28 protein-coding genes and 1 pseudogene are annotated in these 26,698 nt (G+C 70.9%); 16 read left to right on the plus strand and 13 right to left on the minus strand.

The window, feature by feature from the left end; translation table 11 throughout:
• Position 1 precedes the first annotated feature (1 nt).
• Both ACGH48_RS07540 and ACGH48_RS07545 read right to left on the minus strand, forming a co-directional pair.
• Positions 2-889, minus strand: a complete 888-nt coding sequence (locus ACGH48_RS07540) for a MurR/RpiR family transcriptional regulator (protein WP_396290861.1) — start codon at positions 887-889, stop codon at positions 2-4.
• A gap of 205 nt (positions 890-1,094) precedes the next feature.
• Positions 1,095-1,739: an NrtR DNA-binding winged helix domain-containing protein gene (locus ACGH48_RS07545; protein WP_396290862.1), complete on the minus strand. Its 645-nt coding sequence runs from the start codon at positions 1,737-1,739 to the stop codon at positions 1,095-1,097.
• 91 nt (positions 1,740-1,830) lie between these two features.
• Between ACGH48_RS07545 and ACGH48_RS07550 the strand changes: the two genes are divergently transcribed.
• Positions 1,831-2,772, plus strand: coding sequence for an ADP-ribosylglycohydrolase family protein (locus tag ACGH48_RS07550; protein WP_396290863.1), 942 nt, complete (start codon positions 1,831-1,833; stop codon positions 2,770-2,772).
• Between the two features lie 85 nt (positions 2,773-2,857).
• Here the strand turns inward: ACGH48_RS07550 and ACGH48_RS07555 are convergent, their stop codons facing one another.
• The 4 genes from ACGH48_RS07555 to ACGH48_RS07570 all read right to left on the minus strand — a co-directional run bounded on the left by ACGH48_RS07555 (position 2,858) and on the right by ACGH48_RS07570 (position 5,027).
• Positions 2,858-3,334, minus strand: a complete 477-nt coding sequence (locus ACGH48_RS07555) for a DUF4395 domain-containing protein (RefSeq protein WP_123313033.1) — start codon at positions 3,332-3,334, stop codon at positions 2,858-2,860.
• Entirely contained in the window at positions 3,331-3,795 is a 465-nt protein-coding gene (locus ACGH48_RS07560) for a thioredoxin family protein (RefSeq protein ID WP_396290865.1), read from the minus strand. The genes ACGH48_RS07555 and ACGH48_RS07560 overlap by 4 nt, the downstream gene beginning before the upstream one ends.
• 242 nt (positions 3,796-4,037) lie before the next feature.
• The gene (locus ACGH48_RS07565) at positions 4,038-4,409 is read right to left on the minus strand and encodes a hypothetical protein (protein WP_123313031.1); all 372 of its coding nucleotides are present in this window, start codon (positions 4,407-4,409) and stop codon (positions 4,038-4,040) included.
• 18 nt (positions 4,410-4,427) lie between these two features.
• On the minus strand, positions 4,428-5,027 hold the full coding sequence (locus ACGH48_RS07570; RefSeq protein ID WP_123313030.1) for a TMEM175 family protein: 600 nt from the start codon (positions 5,025-5,027) through the stop codon (positions 4,428-4,430).
• Positions 5,028-5,074: 47 nt separating this feature from the next.
• On the opposite strand from ACGH48_RS07570, the gene ACGH48_RS07575 reads away from it, so the two are divergent.
• The 6 genes and pseudogenes from ACGH48_RS07575 (at position 5,075) to ACGH48_RS07600 (ending at position 12,284) form a co-directional block, all read left to right on the plus strand.
• Positions 5,075-5,311: a DUF1653 domain-containing protein gene (locus ACGH48_RS07575; protein ID WP_396290866.1), complete on the plus strand. Its 237-nt coding sequence runs from the start codon at positions 5,075-5,077 to the stop codon at positions 5,309-5,311.
• A gap of 445 nt (positions 5,312-5,756) precedes the next feature.
• Positions 5,757-6,668 carry a hypothetical protein gene (locus ACGH48_RS07580; protein ID WP_396290868.1) on the plus strand — a complete coding sequence of 304 codons (912 nt, stop codon included), beginning with the start codon at positions 5,757-5,759 and terminating at the stop codon, positions 6,666-6,668.
• The gene (locus ACGH48_RS07585; protein ID WP_396290869.1) at positions 6,668-7,219 is read left to right on the plus strand and encodes a hypothetical protein; all 552 of its coding nucleotides are present in this window, start codon (positions 6,668-6,670) and stop codon (positions 7,217-7,219) included. The genes ACGH48_RS07580 and ACGH48_RS07585 overlap by 1 nt, the downstream gene beginning before the upstream one ends.
• 87 nt (positions 7,220-7,306) lie before the next feature.
• Complete coding sequence (locus ACGH48_RS07590; RefSeq protein WP_396290871.1) at positions 7,307-10,801, plus strand: TM0106 family RecB-like putative nuclease; 3,495 nt, start codon at positions 7,307-7,309, stop codon at positions 10,799-10,801.
• 58 nt (positions 10,802-10,859) lie between these two features.
• Positions 10,860-11,282, plus strand: a pseudogene (locus ACGH48_RS07595) (hypothetical protein); the annotation flags it as partial.
• Positions 11,283-11,426: 144 nt separating this feature from the next.
• Positions 11,427-12,284 carry a nuclease-related domain-containing protein gene (locus tag ACGH48_RS07600; protein ID WP_340197177.1) on the plus strand — a complete coding sequence of 286 codons (858 nt, stop codon included), beginning with the start codon at positions 11,427-11,429 and terminating at the stop codon, positions 12,282-12,284.
• 32 nt (positions 12,285-12,316) lie between these two features.
• Here ACGH48_RS07600 and ACGH48_RS07605 read toward each other — a convergent pair whose 3' ends face one another.
• The 4 genes from ACGH48_RS07605 to ACGH48_RS07620 form a co-directional block, all read right to left on the minus strand.
• Positions 12,317-12,733 (minus strand): SseB family protein, encoded by a 417-nt coding sequence (locus ACGH48_RS07605; RefSeq protein WP_396290872.1) that lies wholly within the window; start codon positions 12,731-12,733, stop codon positions 12,317-12,319.
• Between the two features lie 25 nt (positions 12,734-12,758).
• On the minus strand, positions 12,759-13,562 hold the full coding sequence (locus ACGH48_RS07610; protein ID WP_340197179.1) for an SDR family oxidoreductase: 804 nt from the start codon (positions 13,560-13,562) through the stop codon (positions 12,759-12,761).
• Between the two features lie 143 nt (positions 13,563-13,705).
• On the minus strand, positions 13,706-14,371 hold the full coding sequence (locus tag ACGH48_RS07615; RefSeq protein WP_396290873.1) for a GPP34 family phosphoprotein: 666 nt from the start codon (positions 14,369-14,371) through the stop codon (positions 13,706-13,708).
• A 76-nt stretch (positions 14,372-14,447) separates the two neighbouring features.
• Positions 14,448-15,227, minus strand: a complete 780-nt coding sequence (locus ACGH48_RS07620; protein ID WP_396290874.1) for an HNH endonuclease family protein — start codon at positions 15,225-15,227, stop codon at positions 14,448-14,450.
• A 129-nt stretch (positions 15,228-15,356) separates the two neighbouring features.
• Here ACGH48_RS07620 and ACGH48_RS07625 point away from each other — a divergent pair, with 129 nt between their 5' ends.
• Positions 15,357-16,136, plus strand: coding sequence for an aldo/keto reductase (locus ACGH48_RS07625; RefSeq protein WP_396290876.1), 780 nt, complete (start codon positions 15,357-15,359; stop codon positions 16,134-16,136).
• A 42-nt stretch (positions 16,137-16,178) separates the two neighbouring features.
• Here ACGH48_RS07625 and ACGH48_RS07630 read toward each other — a convergent pair whose 3' ends face one another.
• Positions 16,179-19,604 (minus strand): SNF2-related protein, encoded by a 3,426-nt coding sequence (locus tag ACGH48_RS07630; protein WP_396290878.1) that lies wholly within the window; start codon positions 19,602-19,604, stop codon positions 16,179-16,181.
• Positions 19,605-19,687: 83 nt separating this feature from the next.
• Here ACGH48_RS07630 and ACGH48_RS07635 point away from each other — a divergent pair, with 83 nt between their 5' ends.
• The 4 genes from ACGH48_RS07635 (at position 19,688) to ACGH48_RS07650 (ending at position 22,512) form a co-directional block, all read left to right on the plus strand.
• Complete coding sequence (locus ACGH48_RS07635; protein WP_396290879.1) at positions 19,688-20,245, plus strand: hypothetical protein; 558 nt, start codon at positions 19,688-19,690, stop codon at positions 20,243-20,245.
• Positions 20,246-20,355: 110 nt separating this feature from the next.
• Entirely contained in the window at positions 20,356-20,532 is a 177-nt protein-coding gene (locus ACGH48_RS07640) for a hypothetical protein (protein ID WP_185021381.1), read from the plus strand.
• Positions 20,533-20,631: 99 nt separating this feature from the next.
• Complete coding sequence (locus tag ACGH48_RS07645; RefSeq protein ID WP_396290881.1) at positions 20,632-21,630, plus strand: helix-turn-helix transcriptional regulator; 999 nt, start codon at positions 20,632-20,634, stop codon at positions 21,628-21,630.
• Positions 21,631-21,816: 186 nt separating this feature from the next.
• Positions 21,817-22,512 carry a M23 family metallopeptidase gene (locus tag ACGH48_RS07650; protein WP_396290882.1) on the plus strand — a complete coding sequence of 232 codons (696 nt, stop codon included), beginning with the start codon at positions 21,817-21,819 and terminating at the stop codon, positions 22,510-22,512.
• Between the two features lie 136 nt (positions 22,513-22,648).
• Here the strand turns inward: ACGH48_RS07650 and ACGH48_RS07655 are convergent, their stop codons facing one another.
• Positions 22,649-24,067, minus strand: a complete 1,419-nt coding sequence (locus tag ACGH48_RS07655) for an amino acid permease (RefSeq protein ID WP_396290883.1) — start codon at positions 24,065-24,067, stop codon at positions 22,649-22,651.
• Between the two features lie 109 nt (positions 24,068-24,176).
• Here ACGH48_RS07655 and ACGH48_RS07660 point away from each other — a divergent pair, with 109 nt between their 5' ends.
• On the plus strand, positions 24,177-24,668 hold the full coding sequence (locus ACGH48_RS07660; RefSeq protein ID WP_396290885.1) for a DUF427 domain-containing protein: 492 nt from the start codon (positions 24,177-24,179) through the stop codon (positions 24,666-24,668).
• 25 nt (positions 24,669-24,693) lie between these two features.
• Here the strand turns inward: ACGH48_RS07660 and ACGH48_RS07665 are convergent, their stop codons facing one another.
• The gene (locus ACGH48_RS07665; protein ID WP_396290887.1) at positions 24,694-25,029 is read right to left on the minus strand and encodes a hypothetical protein; all 336 of its coding nucleotides are present in this window, start codon (positions 25,027-25,029) and stop codon (positions 24,694-24,696) included.
• A 76-nt stretch (positions 25,030-25,105) separates the two neighbouring features.
• Here ACGH48_RS07665 and ACGH48_RS07670 point away from each other — a divergent pair, with 76 nt between their 5' ends.
• The 3 genes from ACGH48_RS07670 to ACGH48_RS07680 all read left to right on the plus strand — a co-directional run bounded on the left by ACGH48_RS07670 (position 25,106) and on the right by ACGH48_RS07680 (position 26,691).
• Positions 25,106-25,486 carry a hypothetical protein gene (locus ACGH48_RS07670; protein ID WP_222660605.1) on the plus strand — a complete coding sequence of 127 codons (381 nt, stop codon included), beginning with the start codon at positions 25,106-25,108 and terminating at the stop codon, positions 25,484-25,486.
• Positions 25,486-25,983 carry a DUF6264 family protein gene (locus tag ACGH48_RS07675; RefSeq protein ID WP_396290889.1) on the plus strand — a complete coding sequence of 166 codons (498 nt, stop codon included), beginning with the start codon at positions 25,486-25,488 and terminating at the stop codon, positions 25,981-25,983. Before ACGH48_RS07670 ends, ACGH48_RS07675 begins: the two co-directional genes overlap by 1 nt.
• 276 nt (positions 25,984-26,259) lie before the next feature.
• Positions 26,260-26,691 (plus strand): hypothetical protein, encoded by a 432-nt coding sequence (locus ACGH48_RS07680; protein WP_123313010.1) that lies wholly within the window; start codon positions 26,260-26,262, stop codon positions 26,689-26,691.
• The last annotated feature ends 7 nt before the right edge of the window (positions 26,692-26,698 follow it).

A 26,698-nucleotide genomic window follows, 5' to 3' on the forward strand; every position in this document is an offset into this window, starting at 1 on the left:
CTCAGTTCCGGTGGTGGGTGCGGACGGCATCGCGGCTGCGGGCGAGGAGCGGCTGGGACCGCTCGTCGGTGCGCTGCGCGACGACGATGAACAGGGCGTCGACGATGGCGAGTTGGCTCATGCGGCTGCCCATGGCGGCGGGTCGGAGGGCGCTCTCTGCACCGGCGACACCGAGCAGGACGTGGTGGGCCGTGGTGGCGAGCGGGGCATTGGCGTGGCCGGTGATGGCGACGATCGTCGACCGCTGGGCTGCGGCGGCGTGGGCGACCTCGAGGGTCTCGGTGGTGGAACCCGAGTGGCTGACGAGCACCAGGACGTCGTGCTCGCCGATGACGCTCGCGAGGGTCAGGGCGTTGTGCGGGTCGTCGGCGATCGAGCTCACGATGCCGATGCGTTCGAGCTTGAGGTGCAGGTCCCGCGCGACGATGCCGCTCGCGCCGACGCCGTACAGGACGACCCGGCGGGCTTCGCTCACGGCTGCGGCCGCTGCTTCGAGGGCGTGCGGGTCGAGCGCGGCACGGGTGTCGGCCATCACGGCGCGGACGTCCTCGGTGACCTTCGCGATCACGGTGGCGACGTCGTCGTCGACGGCGACCCCGGCGTGGATCTCGGTGTGCTCGCGCTCGTGGATGCCGCGCTCCACGGCCCGGGTCATGCTGCGCTGCAGGCCGGCGAAGTTCGCGAAGCCGAGGTGCTGGGCGAAGCGGGAGACGGTGGCGGGGGAGACGCCTGCGCGGCCGGCGAGCTCGGCGGCGTTCGTGGTGGCTGCGGCTGCCGGGTCCTCGAGGACGGCGTCGGCGATGGCGCGCATGCTCGACGGCATCGTGGCCGACTGGGTGCGGACGAGGGCGAAGGCGTCGGCGCGCTCGACCCGCTCGGTGATCGTCATCCCGCTATGAAAGCGTCTTTCGTACGCGAGCGCTAGCGGTGAAAGTAAATTGCGTGTTACGGGTGGCGCGGTGGCTGCGCGGCGGGGCTCGCGCGTTCAGTGAGCAGAAAACGTCGAGTCGCCGCAGCGGACTCGACGTTTTCTGCTCACTCGATGAGCGGCGGACGCGAACCTGGGCGGTCGCCCTGGCGGCCGACCGGCTCCGTCATCCCCGCCGGTACCGCGTCGCCGGCTTCCCCGGCCCGTCCGCCCGCTTCGTGTCCGTCGCGACCAGCTTCGGCAGCATCGCTCGCCGGAACGAGTCCGGCAGCAGGTGCTCGCCGAGGACTGCCTCGTGCAGCTGCCGCAACTCCGACATCGTGAACGGCTCGTCGAGCAACCCGTGTGGATCCGGTGCGTCGATGGAGACGGACCGGAGCCGAGCGACCGCGAACTCGAGGATGTCGTCGTGCCCGTGCACCATCCCGCGCGCCGTGGTCACCGGCGTGAGTCGCACCTGGGGTTCGTCCAGGTCCAGAGCACGAGCCGGCACCACGTCGAGGTGTGCCACCGACAGCACCCACCCGCGGTCGTCTCGTGCCGGGTCGTCGAACACGTGCAGCTGCTGCGGTGCGAGCCCCGTCACGCCCGCCTTGGTGGAGAGCGACCGCAGCACCGCGTCCGCCAGCAGCTCGCCCTCGTGCACGAACGTCCCGGGCAACCGCCAGTCACCCTCGGACGCATCGCGCACCTGCACGACGGACAGCGGCCCGCCCACGGGGACGGTCAGCACGGCGGTGTCCACGGCGACGGATGGTCGCGGGTAGTCCGTCAGTCGTCGGCCGCTCGCGTCGCGGTACTCATCGGTCACGTTGGCGAGTTTACGCACACTTGCGTAAACGTGGGGAGTGGTGCAGGATCGGTTTTACTCAATTCCGCGCAAACCCGATCCGGAGGTCCACATGACCACCCCGCAGATCCACGACCGGGCAGTCGGCGCCGTTCTCGGCTCCGCCGCCGGCGACGCCCTCGGCGCCGGGTACGAGTTCCGACCGGCAGTGCCCGCGCCGACCCCGATCACGATGACCGGCGGCGGCTCCTTCGGCTGGGCGCCGGGGGAGTGGACCGACGACACGAGCATGGCGGTTCCGATCCTCCGCACGGTCGCCCGCGGCGGCGACCCGGCGTCGGAGCCAGCCCTCGACGGCCTGGTGGCCGCCTGGGCAGCGTGGTCGGTCAACGCGCCCGACGTCGGCATCCAGACGCGCAACGTGTTGACCGGTCTGGAGGCGCGGATCGCCTCCGTCGCGCGGGCTGCGGCCCGGCGGGAGCACGAGGTCAAGGGCCGCTCCGCCGGCAACGGGTCGCTGATGCGGACCGCACCGTTGGTGCTCGCGTACCTGCGCGGTGACGTCGGTGAAGAGGAGCGGCTCGCGGCTGCGGCTCGCGCGATCAGCGACCTGACGCACTACGAGTCCGACGCGGGGGACGCGTGCGTGCTCTGGTGCGTGGCGATCCGGCACGCGGTGCTGACCGGCGAGCTCGACGTCCTGCGTGGGATCGACCTGCTCGACCTCGACCGTCGCCGACTGTGGGTGGACCGGATCGTCACGGCCGAGCACTCGGAGCCGGTGGACTTCACGGAGTCGAACGGGTGGGTGGTGTCCGCGCTGCAGGCCGCCTACGCCGCGGTCAAGCAGAGCTCCTCGCTCGAGGATGCCCTGGTCCGCGCAGTGCGCACCGGCAACGACACCGACACGGTCGCCGCGATCGCCGGTGGCCTTGCAGGTGCGCTGTACGGGGCGTCGTCGTTGCCGGCCCAGTGGCGGGAGCTGCTGCACGGCTGGCCGAACCTGCGCGCGGACGACCTCGTCGCGCTCAGTGAGCAGGCGCTCGCCGTCTGACCGACCCGGCGTCGGAGGCTGCCGTGGGGGGAGCCTCCGCCGCCGGGCGAGTCGGAGGTGAGCCGGGCCTCCCGGTCGACCGCCGTCAGGCGATGCCGCGTCGCGGACGGAAGACGCCTGCGCGGACCAGCCACACGTAGAGCAAGCACCCGATGCAGACGTCGAAGACGGCGTTGAGGAACGCGGCGATCAGGGCGACGGCGGCTCCGATCGGGGCCGCGTACGGCACGCCGAGCACGGCGAGGAGCAGCGCGACCGCGGTCACGAACAGGCCGACCTGCTGGGCGAAGGTCGGGGGTTCGGGAGCCTCGAGCTCGGCGGGCGGGGCGAGCCGCGGCCGGACGAAGCGACGGAAGATCGCGCCGTAGGGGTGGCGGCGGATGCCGGCGATGCCGCCGATGGCGAAGAGCACCACGATGGCCGCGAGCAGGACGATGCCGACGACCCACGTCGCGGGGATCAGCGTGAGGACGATCGTCAGCGCGAGCAGGACCGTGGTGATCGCGGCACCGAAGCGCGGGGAGCGCGGGTCGATGCCTGCATTGTCGGGGGCGGTGGTCATCGGGACTCCTGTGGGCCGGTGAGGACGGTGTCGAGGGCTGCGGCGAGCTCCGGCGGCCGGGGTGGGCCTCCGAAGCGGGTGCGAACGGCACGGGCGCCGTCGACGAGCAGGACCGTGGGGGTCTGCAGGACGTTGAAGCGGGTGGCGAGGTGCGGGTGCTCGGCGAGGTCGATCTCGAGCCGTTCGACGCCGGCGTGCTGCGCTGCGAGGGCGTCGAGCTGGCGGGCCGTCGCCGGGCAGCGGGCGCAGGTCGGCGTGGAGAACTGGACGAGGGTGGCGCGGGTGCCGAAGGCGGTCGGGGGAGCGATGTCGGCGACGGTGCGGTCGGGGCTGGCGTGGGTGCTGCGCGCACGGCCGGTCTGCGGAATCGCTCGGCCCGTCCTCGAGCGCAGGAGCAGGCCGATCACGGTGGCGAGTGCGAGGACTCCCACCAGGACGGCGACGGCCACGATGACGGTCATGCCGCGACGGTACGTCGTTCTGGTGCGTCCAGGGGTGAACGTGACCGAACGTGACGGTCTCGGAGCGGTCGGACGATCGTGGAGGGGCTCGCGTCCGGAGGTCCGACCGACCGGCCGGGCGGCCGGTCGGCGGCGCCTAGAATAGGCATACTATTCAAATGACCGGGATCGACCCCTAGGGCGGCGCGGCGGTCGCCGGACGCGGTGGACCGGCGACGTGACGCGGGTGGGCTCGCGTGTCGTCAGAGCGCGGCGCGCGCCTGGTCGATCCGCTCGATGAACGCCCGGACGCCCCAGATGACGAACGTCAGCCGCTGCCCGTCCTGCAGGACGACCTGCATCTGCCGCGAGACGTTGCGCGAGGTGTCGTGGAGCTCGGCGATCGAGTCGAGCGGGATGCCGAACGTCGGCCGGACGACGTTGAACGGGTGCGCGCGGAACCAGAGGACCGCGGGGGTCAGGGTGAGCCGGCCTCCAGCGGCTTCGTGACGGCGCATCCCGAACCGGCCGGGTGCTGCGATCGAACGGACGAGGCCGGCATCCGCTGCCGCTTCGTCGATGACGAAGTTCGCGTTCTTGCGTGCCAGTACGGTCTCCGCGTCCCCCAGTCCCATGCGCTGACCGTACCGCGATCAGACTCGGCGGAGCAGCCGTGCGACCGTGCCCTGCAGCACGAGGAGCAGGGCCCAGAGCAGACCGATGTTCGGGAACACCACCGACAGGATCAGGGCGAGCGACAGCAGGCCGGCGGCGATGAGTCCCCGCGCCGAGTCGCCCAGCGGTGTGGCGAGCAACTCCGGGTTCCGGCGCAGCACGAGTTCGATGCCGGTGAGCGCCAGGCTCGTCACGACCATGCTGCCGAGGTAGAGCGCGTGTGCCACACGGTCGTCGTTCTCGCCGCTGTTGAGCAGGTTCGCCGCGAAGGGCAGGAACACGATGCTGATGAGCCACACGAAGTTCAGCTGCATGACCCGGGCGTTGTAGGAGCGGACGTGCTCGAACACCTGGTGATGGAGGATCCAGAACCGCGAGATCAACCAGAACGTGATGAGGAACTCGAGCAGGGCAGGCCAGTGCGCTCTGAGCAGGTCGCCCGCGCCCTCGCCGTCGCGCAGGTCACTGGCGATGTCGACCAGCGGCAGGATCAGGAGCGTGATCGCGATGGCGACGGTGGCGTCCGAGAAGTTGACGAGTCGGTCGAGGCCGCGGTCCGTTCGAGCGTGCTCGGTCATGGCCCGAGTGTAGGAGCGCTCTGCCAGCCGGCCCTAGCATCGCGGGTGTGAGCGACGACGTGACTCCTGGCCGGTACCGCCACTTCAAGGGCAACGACTACGAGGTGCTGCTCGTCGCCCGTGACGTCGAGACCGAGGAACCGGTCGTCGTCTACCAGGCGCTGTACGGCGAGCGGGGGCACTGGGTCCGCACGCTCGCGGACTTCACGGCGCACGTGACCCGTGACGGGTACGACGGGCCGCGGTTCGTGCCGGCACCGAGCGCGGACCAGCTGGACTTGTAATATCAGTCACCACATTGATATACCTTGCAGCGGCAACCAGAGCGGTTGTCTGACTGAGAGGGGGGTGTGCAGTGCAGCACACCATGAAGCAAATGCTGGTCGTCGCCGCGGTCGCCGCGGTGGTCTCACCGTTGCTGGCAGCCGGCCCGGCGGTCGCGGCCGAACCTGACCCATGGTCGGCCGTTCCCGACAACGTGGTCGTCGACCCGACCTTCGACCCCGCGAACGCGACCCGGGTCGACGAGGACGGGAACTCGATCAGCCGGAAGAATCCCTGCCATGACCGCGCGTTCACGGCGATTCCGAAGATGCTCGCGTCCGTGTCTGGTTGCAGCATCATCGGATCGAGCACGAAGACGAAGGTCACGTACAGCTGGTACCGCGACCAAGGCCGGGTCGGGGTCTGCGTGTGGAGCAAGGGCTTCAACGCTCGTGCGCAGACGACGTGGACCGCGTCGGGATGCGGGACCGGTCGCCGTGGCGTGGTCATCAACTGGGGCAACGTTGCGGCATCGAAGCAGATCCGGGGAATGACTGCTTCGGGCGTCGCGGGCGTGCAGTGGGGCTGATCGCGACACGTCGGCGCAGGCGCTCGCTCATCTGGGTGGGCGCTTGCGCCGTCGCGGTCGCCGCGACCGGGTGCGGTGCTCCCGACCCGACGACGACCCGAACGCCCCGGACCACCACAACCGTCCGCCCGGCGACGGAAAGCGCCCGGATCATCGAGACCGTTTCGCAGCAGCGTCTTGCCGATGTGCTCATTGCGGGGCTCCCCTGTGAGGACCGGGACGACTACCAGGACGACTTGACGTTCTGGGACTCGATGCGTGGCTACGACTGCGTGGACGCGGCCGACACGGTCTCCGTTCGTGTGTACGGCAGCAGCCGGTCCGTCGACCAGATCCTCCCGTCATGGGCTGACGCTCTCGTGGACGGACGCGGAGCCCGGCGCGGCGTGAACTGGTTCGTCGTCGGACCGCGCGATCTGATCTCCCAGGTCGATCCGCCTCGCGAGGATCCCGAGGTGCGGTCGTCGTCGACATCCGCCCCTGCCCCGACGGCGCAGCAGGAGTTCCTGACCAACTGCTCCCAGTACACGTTCGACGAGGCCGTCCGTGCGATCCGCGGTGAGCGGGTGACGGAGACGGACGGCGCGTACTACGACCGGGCGTTCTCTGGCGTCGGCGAGGCCGTGCGAGCGTCGTTGGACCAGCGTGATCTGGCGCTCCTCCGTGCGGAGGACGACGAGGCGCGATGGCCATCGATGCTGTCCGAGCGCGGCCCCGCGTGGAAACAGGTGTGTCGAACAGCCATGTCACGGCACGACGACCTGCTCCGGTCTGGAGCGGAGGACTGATGCGCATCGTGTCGATCGGACGAAGCGCCGGGGCGCTCGGGGCTCTCGGAGTGACGATCCAGGCAGCCGATGACTTCACCCGCATCTTCTTCGAGAGTCCGATGGCCGGCTCGTCCGCCGTGTTGGCGGGTGCGAGCATCGTGCTGCTGCTGATCGGGGGCGTGCTCAGCTGGCGTGGAGACCGGATCGTGGGCTGGACGCTCGGTGCCCTGGCAGTTCAGGTGGTTGGTCGCATGGCTGTCGATGTGGAACCGATGGCCGTGTACTGGTCGGTGTCGGTTGCGCACATGCTCGGGCCGGTCCTCGCGCTCGCCATCGGCGTGGTGATCGCCCGTCGGGCCGGTTCCACGGCACTGCGGCATCTCGGGTGCATCATCGGGATCGCCGCGGGCTGCTGGATGCTCGCGAGTTGGACGCAGGTGCCGTTGCTGCTCGTTCCGCTGACGCGCGCCCTCACGGACGGCTGTCTGCTCGCCGTGGTCGCTTGGCCTGCCGTCCTCGAGGCCGGTCGGCTGGCGCGCCGCCTTTGGGAGTCCGCGGAGGTGCGCTGACGCCGGCCGCTGCCGTCTGACCGCGCGCGGCGCCGGCGTCGGCGGGCGGCCCTAGGCTCGCAGGGCACCAGAGAGACGGGGGAACGCATGCAGATCGGCGTCGACGGGCACGTGCTGCTCAGCCCGAGCGACCTCAGCACGTGGTCGGCCTGCGAGTGGGCGTTCCTGCGCCGGCTCGACGTCAAGCTCGGTCGCGGGGAACCCCTGCCCGAGGCGCACGACGACATGCTCGAGCGCACCGCCCGCCTGGGGGACCAGCACGAGCTCGACTATCTCGACATCCTCAAGCAGACCCGGAACGTCGTCGAGTTCGACCGCCCCGCCCCGCCGGACTACGCACGCGCCGCAGCCGAAGCGCGACAGGCCTTCGCCGACGGCGCCGATGTCCTGTACCAGCCGACGTTCCACGCGGCGCCCTCGACGGACAGCCCAGGGTTCATCGGGTTCGCGGACTTCATCATCCGCAACGACCAGGGCGAGTACGAGGTCTACGACACCAAACTCGCCCGGCACGCCAAGATCAGCGCCCTGCTGCAGCTCGCCGCCTACGCCGAGCAGATGCAGGCGCACGGCATCCCGACCGGGCAGCAGGTGCACCTGGTGCTCGGCGACCGGACGACGACCACGCACGACCTCGCCGACATCGCACCGGTGTACCGCACGCAGCGCGCGGAGCTGCAGCGCGTGATCGCCGAGCGCATCGCCGCCGACGAGCCACTGCGGTGGGGTGACCCGCGCTACTCCTCGTGCGGCCGCTGCGACGTCTGCTCGACCCAGGTGGCCGAGCACCGCGACCTCGTCCTCGTCGCGGGCATGCGTCTCGACCAACGGGCGAAGCTCATCAAGCACGAGGTGCGGACGATCGACGACCTGGCGGTCCGCACCCGGGCAGTGCCGGGCTTGTCCCGCGCGACGCAGGATCGGCTGGTGCGGCAGGCGAGCCTCCAGATCGAGTCGGAAGACGCCCGACGGAAGGGCGCCGACGGGCCGGACCAACCCGTCAAGCCGCGCTTCGAGGTCCTCGATGCTCGCGCGCTCGACGCGATCCCGGCACCGGACGCCGGCGACGTGTTCTTCGACTTCGAGGGCGACCCGCTGCACACCGAGGACGGCGTGCACTGGGGCCTCGACTACCTGTTCGGCCTGGTCGACGACCGCGCGGAGTTCACCGCGTTCTGGGCGCACACGATCCGCGACGAGCGAGTTGCGCTGGAGCAGTTCCTCGCGTTCATCGAAGCCCGGCGGCAGCAGTACCCGGGCATGCACATCTACCACTACGCGGCCTACGAGCGGACGCACCTGCTGTCGCTCGCCGCCCGGCACGGCGTCGGTGAAGAGGCCGTCGACGACCTGCTGCGCGCCGGGGTCCTGGTCGACCTGTACCCGATCGTCCGCAAGGCCCTGGTCGTGGGGAGCCACAGCTACTCGATCAAGAAGCTCGAGCCGCTCTACATGGGCGACGACCTGCGCGAGAGCGACGTCACGAACGCCGCCGACAGCATCACCGCCTACGTCGACGCGATCGAGGAGCTCCGGAACGGCGACCCCGCCGCCGGCCAGCACATGCTCGACGAGGTCGCCGACTACAACGCCTACGACTGCCGCTCGACCCTGCGCCTGCGCGACTGGCTCCGGTCGCTGCGCACCGACGACCCGAACGCATCCGATCCCGCGCTCGAACTCGAGCTCCCGCCGATCCCCGTCGAGCGCGAGCCGAACCCGGTCTACGTCGCGCTCGCGTCCCACCTCGAGGGTGTCGACGCCCTCGACCGCACGCCGGACGAAACCGCGCTGGCGCTCGCCGCAGCCGCGATCGACTACCACCGCCGCGAGGCCAAGACCTTCTGGCAGGACCACTTCGACCGCCTGCGCAACCCGGTCGACGACTGGGCCGACACCCGCGACGTGCTCGTCGTGGAGAGTGCGTCCGTCGAGCGTGACTGGGACACGCTGCCGCGTGCCCGCTCGCAGTCGCGGGAACTCCGGTTGTCGGGGACGCTCGCGCCCGGTTCGCGGCTCCGTCCGGGAGGCACGCCCCACCTCGTCTACGACGACCCACTTCCGCCGTCGGTCGTGTCTCCGGGCCCCGGGTCGAAGGGCGCGTCATCTCGCGCCGTGATCGTGGACGTGGGGGACGACGGCGATGCGGTCGAGGTGCTGGTGAAGGAGGGACTGCCCGTTGGTGGCGAGCCCCACCACGAGTTCCCGGTCGCGCTCGCGCCGTCCGCGCCGCCCCGCGCGAAGCCGCAGCCCGAGGCGATCGCCGAGTGGGGGCAGCAGGTCCTCGACGAGCTGCCCTCGATGGTGGCGGACCCGGCCTTCGACCTGCTGCGCCGGGTGCCGCCGCGCGGTGCGATCGTGCCCGTGCAGGGCGACGACACGGTGTCCGCCGTGGTGTCGACGCTGCTCGGCCTCGACCGCTCGTACCTGGCGATCCAGGGGCCTCCCGGCACGGGCAAAACCTACGTCGGCTCGAACGTCGTCGCACGGCTCGTCCGCGAGTACGGCTGGCGCGTCGGTGTCGTCGGCCAGTCCCACGCGACCTCGGAGAACTTCCTGTCCTCGGTCGTGAACGCCGGCGTGCCCGCGGACCGGGTCGTGAAGGTGCCGAAGTCCGGTGCGACCGAGGACGAGCTCGATGCCGCCGCGTGGACGCCCGTGAAGAACGGTGCCGCCGTTGCCGCGTTCCTGTCATCGTGCGAGGCGTCCGGCACCGGCGGCGTGGTCGGCGGTACCGCGTGGACGTTCGCGAACGCGTCGACGATCGAGCGCCGGTCCCTCGACCTGCTCGTCGTCGACGAGGCCGGGCAGTTCTCCCTCGCTCCGACCATCGCGTCCTCGATCGCCGCGACCCGACTCCTGCTGCTCGGAGACCCGCAACAGCTCCCGCAGGTCTCACAGGGCTCGCACCCGGAGCCCGTCGACGAGTCCGCGCTCGGCTGGCTGGCGGACGGCGAGCACGTCCTGCCGCCGGAGTTCGGCTACTTCCTGGCCCGCACCCGGCGCATGGAGCCGGCGTTGACCGAGTCCGTGTCGGCGTTGTCCTACGACGGGCAGCTCGCGTCGATGGTCTCCGGTCGGCACCTCGACGGCATCGGCGCTGGTGTGCACCCCGTGCCGGTCGTGCACGCGGGCAACACGACGTCCTCTGCTGAAGAGGCTGCACGGGTCGTCGCACTCGTCGCCGACATCGTCGGCCGCACGTGGACCGACGGTTCCGAGACCCGCTCTCTGACCGACGAGGACGTCATCGTGGTCGCCCCGTACAACGCGCAGGGCGCCCTGATCCGTCAGGAGCTCGACCGCGCGGGCTTCACCGGCACCCAGGTCGGCACGGTCGACCTGTTCCAGGGCCGCGAGGCCGTGGTGTCGATCGTGTCCCTGGCGGCATCGAGTGCGGCCGACATCCCGCGCGGCCTCGACTTCCTGCTCATGCCGAACCGGTTGAACGTCGCGATCTCGCGGGCGAAGTGGGCGGCATACCTCGTGCATTCGCCGGCGCTGACCACCGGGTTGCCGCCGTCGATCGCGGGACTCTCGCTGCTGTCCCGCTTCATCGAGCTCGTCGAACCGGCTCGCTGACCGAGGCGACGCGCCGAGTCCTCTAGGCTGCAGACGGCCGAGGGGGCCAGGGGAGCGGGGGACGATGTCTGCAGGATCGCAAGGATCACTGCCGGCCGGGGGACCAGCGCCGGACACGGTCACGGCTCCGAAGCCGAACGTGGCTCGGACGGTTGACCTCGTCGTCACCGTCGCCCTGTTCGTGGTCATCGCGATGCTCAGCGGCTTCGCGGTGCTGTTCGGCTGGGTCCTCGGCACGATGTCGCAGTACGGGTGTGACTGGGAGTCCTCGACGCGCGTGTGCAACCGGTCCACGGGCATGCAGACCGCAGTGGTCGAGGCGATCATCCTGGTCTTCGTGTGCACGGCGGGCGGAGTGCTCGCGGCGAAGGTCCGTCGGAAGCGGCCGCTCGGGTGGCTCGTCGCGCTCGGGACGGCTGCGGCGGTAGCGATCGCGATCGCACTGACGCTTGCGGTGATCGGGGCGGCGTCGGGTTCCTGACGCCCGCTTGACGGTTTCGGTTCACGAACCCCGAGGATCGCGAACCAGAACCGTCAACCGCGCGAAACCGTGGACCCACCCGCCGCGCTGTGACGCCAGAACGAGGGCTGGCCGGACCAACCATTGTCCTGGAACGGTGGAGGCATGGGGGAGCACACGATCACCGCGGACCGTCCGAGCCCGAAGGGAACGGCGCCGCTGACACTCCGCGCCCGCAAGCCCGGGTACGCCGTGATGCAGCAGTGTCTCGCGATCCAGGCCGACGGCCGCGCGCTGACGACCTGGCAGCGGTTCTGGGGGCACGACCCGCTCCGGCCGGAAGCCCGTTCGTGGTTCAAGGGAGCGATCGGCGAGCGGCAGGTCGCGGCACAGCTCGAGGAACTCGGCCCGGACTTCACGGTCCTGCACGCCGTCCCGATCGGGAAGGGCAGCACGGACATCGATCACGTCGTGGTCGGTCCGACCGGTGTCTTCTCGATCAACACGAAGAACCACTCTGGTCACGCGGTCTGGGCGGGCGGACGCACACTGATGGTGAACGGTCAGCGGACGCCGCACGCGCACCGCGCGCTGGTCGAGGGCGAGCGTGCGACCGCACTGCTGTCGGCCGCAGCGGGCGGTCCGATCCTCGTGCAGCCGATCCTGGTGGTCGCAGCCGCCGATCTCCGGTTCGGCAAGACGCCGCCGGCAGCCGTGATCCTCGAGCCCGAGCGTGTGGGGGACTGGATCCGAGGTCTGCCGCGTGCGCACTCCGACGAAGCCGTGCGCTTCCTGTCGATGCTGGCGGAGGAGCGGGGCACGTGGCACGTGGACGCCGTGGTCATCAACGACACCCTCCGCCACGTCCAGCGCTTCGAGCGACTCGAACGCGAGATCGCCGACGCTCGCTCCCGCCGCAGCCTCATGCGCCGGGCTCGGGTCCTCGCGGTCCTGGCCGTTCCGGCGGGTGGTCTGCTCGGCTACTGGTGGGCCGTCGCAGCCGCGGCGATGGCGGCTGCCTGACGACGAACACTCCGAGCCTCGGACGGAGCGGGTCAGTCGTCGCTGGTCGGGACGCCGCTCTGCATCTGCACCCGCATCTCGGCGAGGACGTCGGCATGCAGGAAGTTCGCCTCGGCCGTGCTGGTGGGGTCGACCACGATCCCGAACTCCTCGGGCAGCGCGGACACGAGCTCGGACATCGGCACCGGACGCCCCTCGGCGTCGGGCAGACCGGCGGCGAGTTCGTCCGGGTCGGTGAAGACGGGCACGAACGGCTTGTCACGGATCATGACGTGGGCGACGCTGCCGGCCTCCGGGCCGCCCGCCGGCTTCCAGGGGACCCACGCCGCGCTCCGCAGGAAGCCCGCTGGCGAGGCTGCCATCCGGCGGCGGAGTTCGGCGGCCGCGGTCGGCGGGGCCTTGTCGACGCCGCGGCCGAAGGCTGATCCGTTGGTCTGATCGGTACTCACGCCAGCCATGCTGTCACGGAGCGACTCAGTACGCGGCCGACTGCCCACCGTCGATCGGGACCACCGTCGCGTTGACGTAGGACGCGTCGTCGGACAGCAGGAAGGCGACGACCGCGGCGATCTCGGGGGCCTCGCCGTAGCGCTTGGTGGGGTTGACCTGGATGAACTCCTCGGCGGCCTTGCGGGGGTTCTCCGCGTCGAGCTGCTTCATCGAGTTCTCGACCATGGGGGTCCAGATGGCTCCGGGGGCGATGGCGTTGATGCGGATGCCGTAGCGGCCGTACTCGACGGCGGAGTTGCGGGTCAGGCCGACGACGCCGTGCTTGGCGGCGGCGTACCCGGACTGGTTGCCGATGCCGCGGATGCCGCCGACGCTCGCGGTGTTCACGACCATGCCGGAGCCCTGCTCACGCATGACCTTGAGGACCTTCTCGAGGCCGAGGAACACGCCACGCAGGTTGATCGACACGACCTTGTCGAACTCGGCGGCGGTGAAGGACTCCGTGGGGTTCTGCTTGCCCTCGATGCCGGCGTTGTTGAAGAAGCCGTCGATGCGGCCGAAGCGCTCGGTGGTGGCGGTGACGTACGCGTCGACCTGGGCCTCGTCGGACACGTCGGCGACGGTCGTCAGGACCTGTGCGTCCGGGGTGGCCTCGAGCACGGCGGCCTTCGTGGCGTCGAGTCCCTGCTCGGAGACGTCGACGAGGGAGAGCGCGGCGCCCTCGGCGGCCAGGCGGACGGCGGTCGCACGGCCGAGGCCGGAGCCGCCGCCGGTGATGAGGACGACGCGGTCGGCGAAGCGGGACGTGACGGAGTTGGTTTCGGGCATGGGGGAGGCCTCCTGAGGTCTTCGACGGTGAAGGGCTCGGGGTCCGCGGTGGGGCAGCGAGTCCGATCGATGCATCTGCATCGAGACGTCTAGACTACACCTGTTGTTTTAAATCGCGACCAGGGCCCGTCGCGCGACCGACCTCAGCTCGTGACGATCGTGGTCGTCGTCGCGGTGGTCGCCGCCATGATGGCGATCATCGCCGCCGCTTGGATCTCCTCGAGCACGGCCTTCACCGCGGGGCTGGCCCAGGTGCCCGAGGTGATCTCCTTGACCAGGCCCTTGTCGACGGCGCCGAACTGCTTGCGCAGCGTGTTCGTGGCGTCGAGCAGCCCGATCACCGCGGCGGAGAACGGCGTCGGGCCCGCCCGCCGAGCCAGGACGTCCGCGATGCCGGATCGCAGCAGTGCCTCCGGGGCTCCGTCGCGCTCCGGGTGCTTCGTGGTGGGGAAGAGCCCGAGCACCTTGCCCTGCTCGACGCTGATGATCCCTCGCTCGACGAGTCCGGCGAAGACGTCGTCGCGGAGCCGCTGCTTGCCGAGGCGGCTCACCCACCACTTCGCCTTGCGCGGTGTACCGGACGCCGCGATCGAGCCGACGACACCGTCGAGCACCGGGTCGCCCGTGGCGGCGCCGTCGACGACGGCGACCAGGCCGTTCTGCAGCGAGACCGCACCGCGGAGCGCGAGATCAGCGAGGACCGCGCCCGCGAGACCGGTATCCAACGTCTGCCCGTCGAGGGACTTCCGGCCGTCGGGCTCGATCTGGAGGAGCGCGAACGCCTGCGGGACCGTGAGTTGCTCAGCCATGTCCGAAGCCTGCCACGCGGGGCGGAGGTGCGCCGCGCCTCCAGGCCGACACCCAGCGGCGCCAGCCCGCCCGACGTCAGCAGGCGTCCAACACCCGAACCATCGCGGCCCGCTCTGCCGGAGCCACCCACAGGCGGTACTTCGCCTTCACCGTGACCTGGTGCTCGATGTAGGTGCAGCGGAAGGCCGTGTTCGCGGGCAGCCAGGTCGCGGCGTCACCCGAGCGCTTCTGGGAGTTCGACCGGCCGTCGACGGCGAACAGGTTCGACGGGTCGTTCGCCAGGGCCTCCCGCTCCGACTGGCTGAGCTGCTGCGCGCCGGTGCGCCAAGCGTTCTCGAGTGCGACGACGTGGTCGATCTGCACGAGGGTCGAGGTCGTGTTCCCGCGCACGAAGTCGATCGTCGCCCCCGTGTACGGCGACACGAGCGTGCCGGTCATCACCTTGCACGGACCCTGGCGAACGATGCTGCTGAGATCGCGCGCGAGCACGTCGTTCCGGGTGTCGCAGCCGTTGTGGTCGACGTCGATCCACGCGCTGCCGAACGCACCGGTGCGGTCGTACCCGGTGCCGGCGGCCTTGCCCTTGACGGGCAGCGTGGCGAGGAGCGCGCGGGCGTCCGCAGCATCGGTGTCGGTCGACGAGCTGACGGTCGGACTGGAGGCGCGGCTCGGCTCCGGTGCGCCGCTGTCCGTGCCGACGGTGGCCGTGCCGACTGCCGTGGGCCCGGCAGCCGCGTCGGCGTCCGGACCGAGGACGCCGGTGGCGTCGAGCGCGTAGCCACCGACCGCGAGGGCGAGGACGACGAGGACGGAGGTGAGGCTGATGCGGGTACGGCGGCGTCGGCGGGACGTCATGCGGGTGGGGCTCCTGGGTGGTGCGGTGGTGCGGGCCGGGTGGCCTCGACGATCATGCCGGAGACCTCGGACACCGCCGCGGAGGCCACGCTCCGAACGGGCGGACGCCGACGGCGTAGACACGGGGACATGACCGATTACGCGAATCCGTCCGTGTCCGTCACCGGTGGGTCGATGCCGCTCCTGGGCTTCGGCACCTGGCAGATCCCGGACGGCGAGGCCCCCGCCGCCGTCGGCGAAGCACTGGCGGCCGGGTACCGCCACATCGACACCGCCACCGGCTACAGCAACCAGCGCGGCGTCGGCACGGCCCTCGCCGAGTCCGGCCTGGCCCGCGACGACGTGTTCGTGACGACGAAGCTGCCGCCGGACAATGCCGACCGCGTGCGCGAGACCATCGAGGAGAGCCTCGACCAGCTGGGCCTCGACCACCTGGACCTCTGGCTCGTGCACTGGCCGCCGAACGGTGCAGCCCGCCCGGACGTGTGGGAGCAGGTCGTCCAGGCCCAGTCCGACGGACTGACCCGGGCCGTGGGCGTGAGCAACTACTCGCTCGACCAGATCGACGAGCTCGTCACCGCGACCGGCACCACCCCCGCCGTGAACCAGATCAAGTGGAGCCCGGTCGAGTACGACCGGACGATCGCGGACGGGTTTGCCGAACGCGGGGTCGTCCTCGAGGGCTACAGCCCCTTCAAGGCGAGCAACCTGCAGGACCCGACGCTGCTCGACATCGCGACCGCACACGAGGCCGACAGCGCCCAGGTCATCGTCGCGTGGCACGTCGCGCACGATTTCGTCGTGATCCCGAAGTCGTCGAACCCGGAGCGCATCCGGTCGAACGCCGCCGGCGCCCGCATCGAGCTCTCGGCGGACGAGGTCACGGCGATCGACGCGCTCGCACGCTGACGCCCGCGCTCGCGCTCGCGCCCGCCTGATCGCTCCGGCGCGTCAGGCGAGCAGCGAGCGGATGTCGTCGGCCGTCAGGTCCTCGGCGAACAGTGCGTCGTCGTCGATCATCGTGGCGAACAGTTCGGCCTTGCGCGCGGCGAGGGCGAGGACCTTCTCCTCGATGGTGTCCTCGGCGATGAAGCGCTGCACGCTGACCGACCGGGTCTGCCCGATGCGGTGGGTGCGGTCGACGGCCTGCGATTCGGCGGCGGGGTTCCACCACGGGTCGAGGACGAACACGGTGTCCGCCTCGGTCAGGGTGAGCCCGAAGCCGCCGGCTTTGAGTGAGATGAGGAACGCGGGGGCGGTGCCCTGCCGGAAGCGCTCGATGACCTCCGGGCGCCTGCGGGTCGACCCGTCGAGGTACTCGTAGCCGACGCCTCGCTCGTCGAGGGCGTCCGACACCATCCGCAGGAACGACGTGAACTGGCTGAACACCAGGGCGCGGCGGCCCTCGGCGGCGAGCTGTTCGAGCTCGTCGAGCAGCAGGTCGAGCTTGGCGGAGGGGATCGGCGTCGACGGCGACGTGACGTCCGGATCCGCTGAGCCCGGACCGTTCGAGACCAGCGCGGGCGACAGCGCGAGCATCCGCAGCAGCGTCAGCGACCGGAACACGATCATCCGGTTCTTCGACAGGTCGTCGATGAGGTCGAGGACCTTGAGCCGCTCGCGGTTGAGCGTGCGCTCGTACAGTTCGCGGTGCGCGGGATCGAGCGTGACGCGGACGACCTGCTCCTGCTTCGGTGGCAGGTCGGCGGCGACGGCCTGCTTCGTCCGGCGGAGCATGAGCGGCCGGATCCGACGCCGGAGCTTCGCGGTCAGCTGCTGACGGGCCGCACCCCGCAGGTCGGGGGAAGCGAGCGGCTTGACGTAGTCGTCGCCGAACCGGGTCCAGGTGGACAGCAGTCCGGGCGCGACGATGTGGAACAGCGCCCACAGGTCGGTCAGCCCGTTCTCGAGCGGGGTGCCGGTGATCGCGAACTTCACCGGTGCCTGCAGATCGGACGCCACCCGGTGGGTCTGCGACTGCGGGTTCTTCACGAACTGCGCCTCGTCGAGCACGAGCGCCGACCACGGCAGGTCGGTCCACGCCGGGGAGTCGAGCCGGAGCAGCGCGTACGAGGTCACGACGACGTCGGCCTGCGACGCGGTGCGGGCGACGAGCCCGGGGTCCTTCAGCGACGTCGAGGTGACGGCGGCCACCCGCAGTGACGGCGTGAACTTCGCGGCCTCGGCGACCCAGTTGCCGACGACCGAGGTGGGCGCGACGACGAGGCACGGCGGTGCCTCGGGGTCTGCTGCACGGCGGGCGGCGACCATCGCGAGCACCTGCAGGGTCTTGCCGAGCCCCATGTCGTCGGCGAGCACCCCGCCGATGCCGTGCGACGCCAGGAACGACAGCCACGCGTACCCGGCGTGCTGGTACGGCCGCAGTTCGGCGTGCACGGTGTCCGGCACGGGGACGTCGCCCGGGGGCGTCGCCCCCATCAGCCCCGCGGTGATCTCCTGCCAGCGTTCGTCGTGCGAGGTCTCGTCAGCGAGCAGGTCGAACTCGGTCCACAGCCCGGCCTGCAGCGGCGTCACCTGGATCGGCTGGTCGGGCTCCCACTCGTCGAGGTCGCGGGCCTCGTCGATGAGTTCCTTGAGCCGGTCGAACGCGGGGTCGGCCAGTGACAGGTAGGAGTTGTCGACGAGCTTGAGCCGCCGCTGCCGACCCGCGAGTGCGGTGAGCAGCGGCGTGAACGGGAGCTGCTTGCCGTTGACACTGACGATGATCCCGAGGTCGAACCAGTCGTGCTTGTCCGACGGCATCGTCGTGACGCGGATGTGCGGCCGCCCGCTCAGCCGCTCGTAGTCGAGCCGCTCGCCCTGCACGACGGTCCGGACGCCGAGCGCCGGCAGCTCGGGCAGGAACTCGTTCGCGAACACCGCGACGTCGGCCCCGTCGACGGTGCCGTCCTGGAACCAGTCCAGTCCGCCACCGGGGCCGGCAGGGCGGACGGGAGGCTCGGCTGCCGTCGCGTCGTCGGCCGGCGCCGTCGACGTGGCCGGGTCCAGGGCTTTGGCCGCGTCCGCCGCGTCCGCAGGATCGTCGGTGCTGGCGGGATCGTCCGCGGCGCGCAGCCCGGACAGGTCGGGGAGTGGGCCGTGCAGCGAGACCGGGTCCTTGCGGCCGTCGACGTGCCAGCGCCAGTGCAGGTGCACCCGGTCGTCGGTGCGGGGCGCGCGGGCCGGCTCGAACGTCGCCGTGAGCACGAGCTCGGGCGGCGTGCGCTCGGGCAGCTCGACCGACCCGTCGGAACTGACGAGTCCGAGGGCACCGCGCAGTCGGGGGGACCAGTCGGCCAGGAACTCGTCGACCTCGGCCGTCGGCACCGTGATGCGGGTGCCCTCGAGGAGCATGCGGCGTTGGTCCTCGGGCACGGGCGTCGGGGTCGGTGCGAGTCCGACCGTGAACTCGGGGCTCTCGCGGAACACGTACACACCGTGGTCGCCGACCATCCGCGCTGCACCGTGGACGACCGGGCGGCCGTCGAGCACCGCGCTCGCACCGATCACCACGGCGTCGTCGTGCCGGGCGACGTCGAGCAGCACCTGGGCCTGCTCACCGAGGACCGCGCCGCCCTCGCGCTTGCCGGTCACGAAGGCGATGCCGAGCCCCGACGCCTGCCGGAGCAACGGCCACAGCAGCGGACTGCGGAAATCGTCGAGGTGGAGCCAGTCGCTCTCGCCGGGCAGCCCCGCGAGCTGACCGGCGCGGTGCAGGGCCGCGAGCTGCATGAACCACCCGTGCTGCTCGGCGCCGAGGCCCAGGCGGTTCTGCGAGTAGGGGAGCGTGCCCCAGGTCAGCTGCCCGCGCACCCAGTTGCCGGCGTCGCTCCGGGTCACCGGCCGGACCCCGAGCCGCACGCTGCGGGACGGCGCCGGCAAGGCGCGCCCGGCGGCCCGGGCCCGGGCTGCGAGCGCAGCGGGGACCGCGTCACGCAACTCGAACTGCAGACCCATGCGGGTGCTCTGCGGGGTGACCGCCTGCGCGTCGTCACCGGCGAGGCGGGCGAGGTCGTGCCTCCAGTCCGAGGGCGGCGGAGCCGGCGCTTCCGGACGCGGGCCGGCGTTCGCGGCCAGGGCGCGGGCGTTGATGGTGAGCAGCGCAGCGGCGACGTGCTTGCAGTCGCCGCCGAGGGGGCAGCTGCACGTGCTGCGGACCGGCCGGATGAAGTCGCCGCGGGCCACGGTCATGTCGATGCGGCACTCGTAGGGGTCGTCGGCGGTGCCGGAGACGGTCGCCGTGACGGTGCCGTCGTCAGCGTTCCAGGCCGCGTCGTCGACCAGGCCCGCGCGGACGACGTCGCGCGCGCGACCGAAGGTCTGCGGCCCGACGAAGCGGATGACGTCGACGGCGTCGATCATCGGGGCTGCTGGCACGGGTCAATCGTGCCAGGTGCCACCGACGTCCGTTGCTACGGTGGAACCGCGCCGGAGCGGCGCACCACGACAGGGGTAAGACCATGGGGATGAACCGACGGATCGGCATGCTGCTCGCGGGAGCGGCGCTCGTGACCACTGCGCTCGCGGGGTGCGCCTCCGGAGGGACGGACGGGTCCGGTGACGCGGGACCGACACCGACCGAGACCACCGCGGCGACGACGCCGGGGACCGCAGCCTGCGACCTCGTCACCGGCCGCGGCAGCGTGACGCTCGAGGAGACCGCCGACGCCTACCGCATCGAGTGGACGGGTGTCCCCGTCGAACCGGACGACAACCGCACCACCTACGAGGTGCAGCTCGGCAACGACGAGATGCAGGGCGGCGTCGACCTGTACATCCAGTACGACACCGTCACCGGCACCACGTACGGCGTCATGCCGCAGGGATCGAACGCCGTCGACCCGATCGACGGTGAACCCGAGACTTTGGGGGACACGATCGTCGGGACGTTCCCGAAGGACGACGCACTCACCCCGACCTGGTGGTCGCCGAAGTACACCGTCATCGACGACTCCGGCGCGACCTCGACCGTGTGCACCGACGACGGCCAGGTCATGGACTACGAGCCCCTGTCGTAGCGCACCCGAACGGCACACATCGGACGGGGCTACCGTCTGCGTGGACGGGCGACGACTGCTCGCCGCTCTCCACTCGATTGGACACGCTCATGCCGGACCGCTTGCGGTGGGTGCACGATTCTGCAGACCACTGGAACGTGTGGCTGGGCTCCGAGGTCGTCTGCGACGTCACCCGGACGGACCAGTTCACCGTCGGTTCGCCCGACAACTCGATCGCCGGGGCGCACTCGTCGCTCGAGAGCGCCGCGGCGCAGGTGCAGGGCTGGGTACGCTGGAGCGGACGCTAGGCCGCGGAGCGCAACGAACGCACTCGCCGGCCCGCTGGTCCGTAGCGTGTAGGGGCACCGCTGATGCCCGCGGTGCTGTTCCGTGGAGGAGGCGCCCGCATGACCGACACCGAGACGTCGACGCCCACTCCGAGCACGCCCACCCCGAGCGCGACCGGCGCGGCACGCTCGCTCGTCGCGGTCGGTGGTCGGGACACCGACTCCGCCATCGCCTCCCTCGCCGGCATGTACGCGGGGAAGGCCTGGTACTCGCGAGCGCTCGACCAGGACTACTGGTTCAAGTACGTCGGCGTCGGTGACGAGCACCTGAGCATCCGGCGCTCGCAGATGCACGGGTACCTGCGCGGTGACGTCGCCACCGAGGGCGAGGTCGTCGTGCAGTGGCTCGAGCGCGGCGAAGCCCGGGTCGACGTCGGCGGCGACGAGGTCCGGATGCGCCCCGGTGTGCCGACCCTGTTCCCCGTCGAGCGCCGGTTCGAGATGGAGTACCAGGACTGGGACCAGCGCCTGGTGCACCTGCGCCGCGACCTGGTGCTCGACGTCGCCGCCGAACGCCACCTGGTCGACGGCTCCATGACCTTCGACCGCTTGACCGAACCCGGCGCCGAGGCGGTCGCGCAGTGGCGGACCTCGGTCGCCGGGGCCCTGCGAGCCCTCCGTGAGCACGGCGACGGCTCGCTCGCCTGGCACGAGGCGCAGCGCGACGTCGCGCGGGCACTGCTCCGGATGTACCCGCTGCAGGCCGAGCGGTTCCCCGCCGGCTACAGCACACGGAGCGACGGACGTCTGCGTGCCGCAGTCGAGTACGTCCAGGCACACGCGCACGAACCCCTGACGGTCTCCGACGTCGCCCAGGCCGCTGGCCTGAGCGTCCGGGGGATCCAGGAGTCGTTCCAGCGGGCGTTCGAGCGCTCGCCGATGACCTACCTGCGCGAGGTCCGGCTGGGGCGCGTGCGCGAGGAGCTGCGCGCGCTCGACCCGTCGACGACCTCGGTGGCCGACGTCGCGCGGCGGTGGGGCTTCGCGCACCTGGGCCGGTTCGCTGCGGCGTACGCGGCCCGGTTCGGGGAGTACCCGCGGGAGACGTTGCGGCGCTGAGCGGGTCACTCCTGCCGCTGACGCCCTCTGGTCGAGCCCGAGCGACACACCGGGACCCTTGACGAAGACTGTGTGCTCTGCCAGGTTCAGTTCATGGGGAAAATTCAACAACGCGCCGACGGGCAGGCTCTGCTCCGAAGGCGCTCGCTCCTGGCGGCAGGTGGAGCGGGGGCAGCCCTGCTCGCCGTGGGACCGCTCTGGAGATCCACTGCGGCGTACGCCGCACCGGCATGGCGGTACCCGTTCACGGCGCGCCACAACATCTCATCGGGTTTCGGCTCGAGGCCTTCACCTGGCCATGACGGCTCGACCAACCACCAGGGGCTGGACATCGCGGCGCCCAACCTGACGCCGATCTTCGCCGTCGCCTCGGGGACGATCACCGTCGCTGCCTTCTCGGGCGGGTACGGGAACCTCGTCGAGATCGACCACGGCGACGGCTGGCGCACACGGTACGGGCACATGGCCGACGGCACGATGAACGCCGCAGTCGGTCAGCGAGTGTCGCTCGGGACGTTCATCGGCAAGGTCGGGAGCACGGGGAACTCCACGGGTCCCCACCTGCACCTCGAACTCCGCCAGAACGGCACCCCGATCGACCCAGCCCCGTCATTCACGAACGCACCGCTCAACCCTGGTTCGCCCACGGGCGACGACGACACCACCGACGACGACGAAGAAGGCACCATGATCCGGCTCACCCACGTCCCGAACGCAACGCCCGGCGGCCCCGACGAGTACATCGTCATCGACCACGGCCAGCACACCTACTGGGGTGTGCCGGACACGCAGATGCTCGGCTTCCTGCGTGCGCAGGGCATCAAGGAGATCAAGGACAAGCAGGGGCGGCAGTTCATCTCCGGCTACCGCCGCATCAGCTAGCCCCGGTTCCCGTTCCGCGGCCCGTCAGATCGGCGGAGACGCAAGGCGCCTCTCCTGGTCCAGGAGAGGCGCCTTTGCGCGGAGGCAACGCTGTTGCTCCCTCCACTGGCACGAGCAGCGAGCCGATCCGTGATCGTCACCGCTCTCGATCGGCTGGAACCGCCAGCTTGCTGTGCTTCCGGGAGTACCCGAAGTACACGCCCAGGCCGATCGCGAACCAGATCGCGAAGCGCACCCACGTCTCCCACTGCAGGAACGTCACGAGCCACAGCGACGCGATGACGCCGATGATCGGGATGACCGGCATGAACGGCAGCCTGAACTGGCGGTCGAGATCGGGCTGCCGGTAGCGGAGCACGATCACGGCGGAGCAGACCACCACGAACGCGAGCAGGATGCCGATGTTCGTGAGCTCGGCCACGACGCCGATCGGCAGGACGCCCGCCAGGATCGCCGACGCGATGCCGAGGATCCAGGTCACGCGGGTCGGGACGTGGCGTTTCGGGTCGGTCTTCGCGAACCACTTCGGCATGAGGCCGTCGCGGCTCATCGAGAACCAGACGCGGCTGGCACCGAGCATGAAGGTGACGAGCACCGTGACGATGCCGACGATGGCTCCGATCGCGATGACGTTCGCGACCCCGCCGAGCCCGACCGAGGCGAACGCCGACGAGAAGCCCGAGGCCGGGTCGATGTCGGTGTACTTCTGCATGCCGGTCAGCACAAGGGTGGCCAGCACGTACAGGACCATCGAGATGCCGAGCGACAGCAGGATCGCCTTCGGCATGTGCTTGCGGGCGTCGGTCGACTCCTCGGCCGCGGTGGACATGGCGTCGTAGCCGAACACCGCGAAGAACACCGTCGCGGCACCGGTCATCACGCCGCCGAAGCCGAACGGGAAGTAGGGGGAGTAGTTCGCGCTGTTGATGTGGAACACGCCGAGCACGACGATGAGCACGACGAGCGCCACCTTGATGCCGACGGCCACGAACTCGAACCGGGCGGCGCTGCGGATGCCGCGGGTGAGCACGAACGCGGTGACGAGGCACAGGATGATCGCGAAGACGTCGATCACATGGCCGTCGCCGGTGCCGGGCGCGCCGAGCATCCAGGCGGGCAGGTCGATGCCGAACTGGCCCACCAGGAACCCGACGTACCCCGAGATGCCGATCGCGACCACCGCCACGATCGCGGTGTACTCGAGCAGCAGGTCCCAGCCGATGAACCACCCGACGATCTCGCCGAGGACCGCGTAGCCGTACGTGTACGCACTGCCGGCCTTCGGGATCAGGCCGGCGAACTCGGCGTACGACAGTGCTGCGGCGGCACTCGCGACGCCGGCGACCAGGAAGCTGATGAGGACCGCGGGACCGGCGACGCCGTTGGCCACGGTGCCGGCGAGGGTGAAGATCCCCGCGCCGATGATGCCGCCGATGCCGATCGCGGTGAGCTGCCAGAGGCCGAGGTGCCGTTTCAGGCCACCCTCGGCTCCGGTGTCGTCATCGATCGTCTCGATGGGCTTCCGTCGGAAGAGCGTGCGTGTCGTCGTCGTCACCCGCCCATGGTGCACCCTGCGGCGGCTCCGCGCGCGGGCGGTCGGCGGGCCGAGTCTCGGGCCCGCACCCCGCAGGCCGACCGCAGCCGCGCGGCGTACACATGACCCCATGCGCCACCCGAAACGGATCGAACCCGGCCCCGGACAGGAATCGGTCTGGGACTACCCCCGCCCGCCCGCCGTCGAGCCCGTCGCCGCCCGCGTCGTCGTCACGCTCGGCGGCGCCGTCGTGGCCGACACGACCGATGCGGTGCGGGTCCTCGAGACCTCGCACCCGCCGGTGTACTACCTGCCGATGGCGGACCTCGACCTCCGACCCGCCCAGGGGTCGAGCATGTGCGAGTTCAAGGGCCGTGCGCGGTACTTCGACGTGGTCGGCGGGGACGGCACCGTCGCGAGCCGTGCCGCGTGGAACTACCCGACGCCCGAGCCCGGCTACGAGTCCCTCCGGGACCGCGTCGCGATCTACCCGTCGGCGATGGACTCGTGCGAGGTCGGCGGCGAGGTCGTGCAGTCGCAGGACGGCGACTTCTACGGCGGCTGGATCACGTCGGACGTCGTCGGGCCCTTCAAGGGAGCGCCGGGCACGCTCGGCTGGTGAGCCGTCGCTCCGCGGGTGACCTGCGTCAGCGGTTCGCGTAGGGCGACCAGAACGGCGGCGGGAACGCGCCGGCGGTCGCGATGACCAGCAGCTGCCAGACGATCATGACCAGCCCCGCCGCACCGATGACGATGCCGATCCACGCCCAGACCTGCACCGCCCGGCGACGGCGGCCGGCGATCGTGATCGCGCGCCAGCCGCTCAGCACGCAGACGATGCCGAACGCGGCGCCGAGCAGGACGTGCCGGACCGTGCCCTGCGCCGGCACGATGATGCCGAGGTAGAACGCGACCGGTCCGAGCAGCACGGCGAAGGTCGCGGGGGCTGCTGGCGGTTCGTGGTCCCGAGCGGGTGCTCCCATGCGTCTGAATCTACCGAGCGGGCCGCGTTCCGTACACGCCCGAGCGCCGTGGTCCGGGAGCGGGCACCATGGAGGCATGCGTTCCTTCCTCCGCGTCCTGCTCGGCCTGGCGCTCGTGTTCGCCGGCACGAGTCACCTCACCTTCGCGCGCAAGGAGTTCACGGCCCAGGTGCCGGAGTTCGTGCCGTTGTCGGAGGACACGACCGTGCTGGCCTCGGGTGTCGCGGAGATCACCCTCGGTTCGGCGCTCGTCCTCGCTCCGAAGCCGGCTCGGCGCTTCGTCGGTTCCGTCGCTGCGCTGTTCTTCACGGTGATCTTCCCGGGCAACCTGTCGCAGTGGGTCAACCGCCGCGATGCCTTCGGTCTCGACAGCGACGAGAAGCGGGTCGCGCGCCTGTTCGGTCAGCCGCTCCTCATCGCTGCGGCCCTCTGGTCCACGCGCGGCCGGCGGTCCTGATGGACGCGCCCGCCCGGTCGTCCGGTCCGGCCGACGTCGGCCCGGTTCCCGGGTCGAGTCCGGAGTCGGTCCGAGGGGCGGTTCCGGGTTCGGCTCTCGATCCGCTCGGGTCGGCTCCGGCACGGTTCGGACGGGAGGCCCGCCACCCGCTGGCAGGACGCCGCCGCGTCGCCGACATGGTCGCCTCCATCGCCCTGCTCGTCGTGCTGACGCTCGAAGCGTTGGCAGCGGGCTGGGGCATCAAGCTCATGTCGTTGGCGTTCGTGTCGTGCGCGGCCCCGGGGAACACCTGCAACGTGGGGCTGGGCGACTCGGTCGTGACCGTCGGGCCGATCCTGATCGCGCTGGTGCTGGTCGCCTCGATCGTGGTGTGCATCCTGCGGCTGGTGCGGCGTCGGCTGGCGTGGCCGGTGGTGCTCGTGGGGATGGCGGCGGTCGTGGCCGTGTTCTTCGCGGCGTTGCTCCTCATCGAGAGCTCGGTGACGCACGGGATCTGAGCGGCGCTGCCGTCCCGAGGTTCCGAAATCTCGGCATGTCGGCGCCCTGTTCGTCGAGATCTGGAACCTCGGCGATCAGCGTGCGGCATGTCGTGGAACCTCGCCGAGCCGGTCAGGTCAGGACTGAAGGCTCGTCCAACGTCGTTATCGCGCTGGTCGAAGTCGGACGGCTCGCGGCCTCAAGGTCGTCCTCCACAGGTGGCTGCGGCGGCGAGGTTGTCCACAGATGCACACGATGGTCGTCGGTGAGCGGGTGGTGTTCGCGACGCTGGAGGCATGCCTGACACCGACACCCTCGACCGCCTGATCCGAACCCCTGTCCGTACCGACGACGACGTCGTCCAACTCGTCGCCGCCCTGGTCGACCGCCCGGTGCGCCGGCAGTGCTGGGTGGTGTTCCTCGACGAACTCGGGATGTCGATCCCGTTCCTGCTGCCCATCGCCGACCTGCCGTACCAGCCGGACGAGCACGTCAACGACTTCGCGTCGTTGATCTCCGAGATCGTCGGGCAGCTCGGCGCGGTCGACGTGGTGCTCGCGTGGGAGCGGCCCGGCGTCGACCGGGTGCACCCGGTCGACTGGGAGTGGGTCGACGCGTGCGCCTGCGCCCTCGACGAGCACGCGATCCGGCTGCGCGCCCAGGTGATCGTCCACGACGGCGGTGCCGCGATGATCGAACTCGACGAGCACGACCAGGAAGTGGCGTGACCGTGGG

The sequence above is a fragment of the Curtobacterium pomorum genome, assembly GCF_044497295.1.
Taxonomy (GTDB): Bacteria; Actinomycetota; Actinomycetes; order Actinomycetales; family Microbacteriaceae; genus Curtobacterium.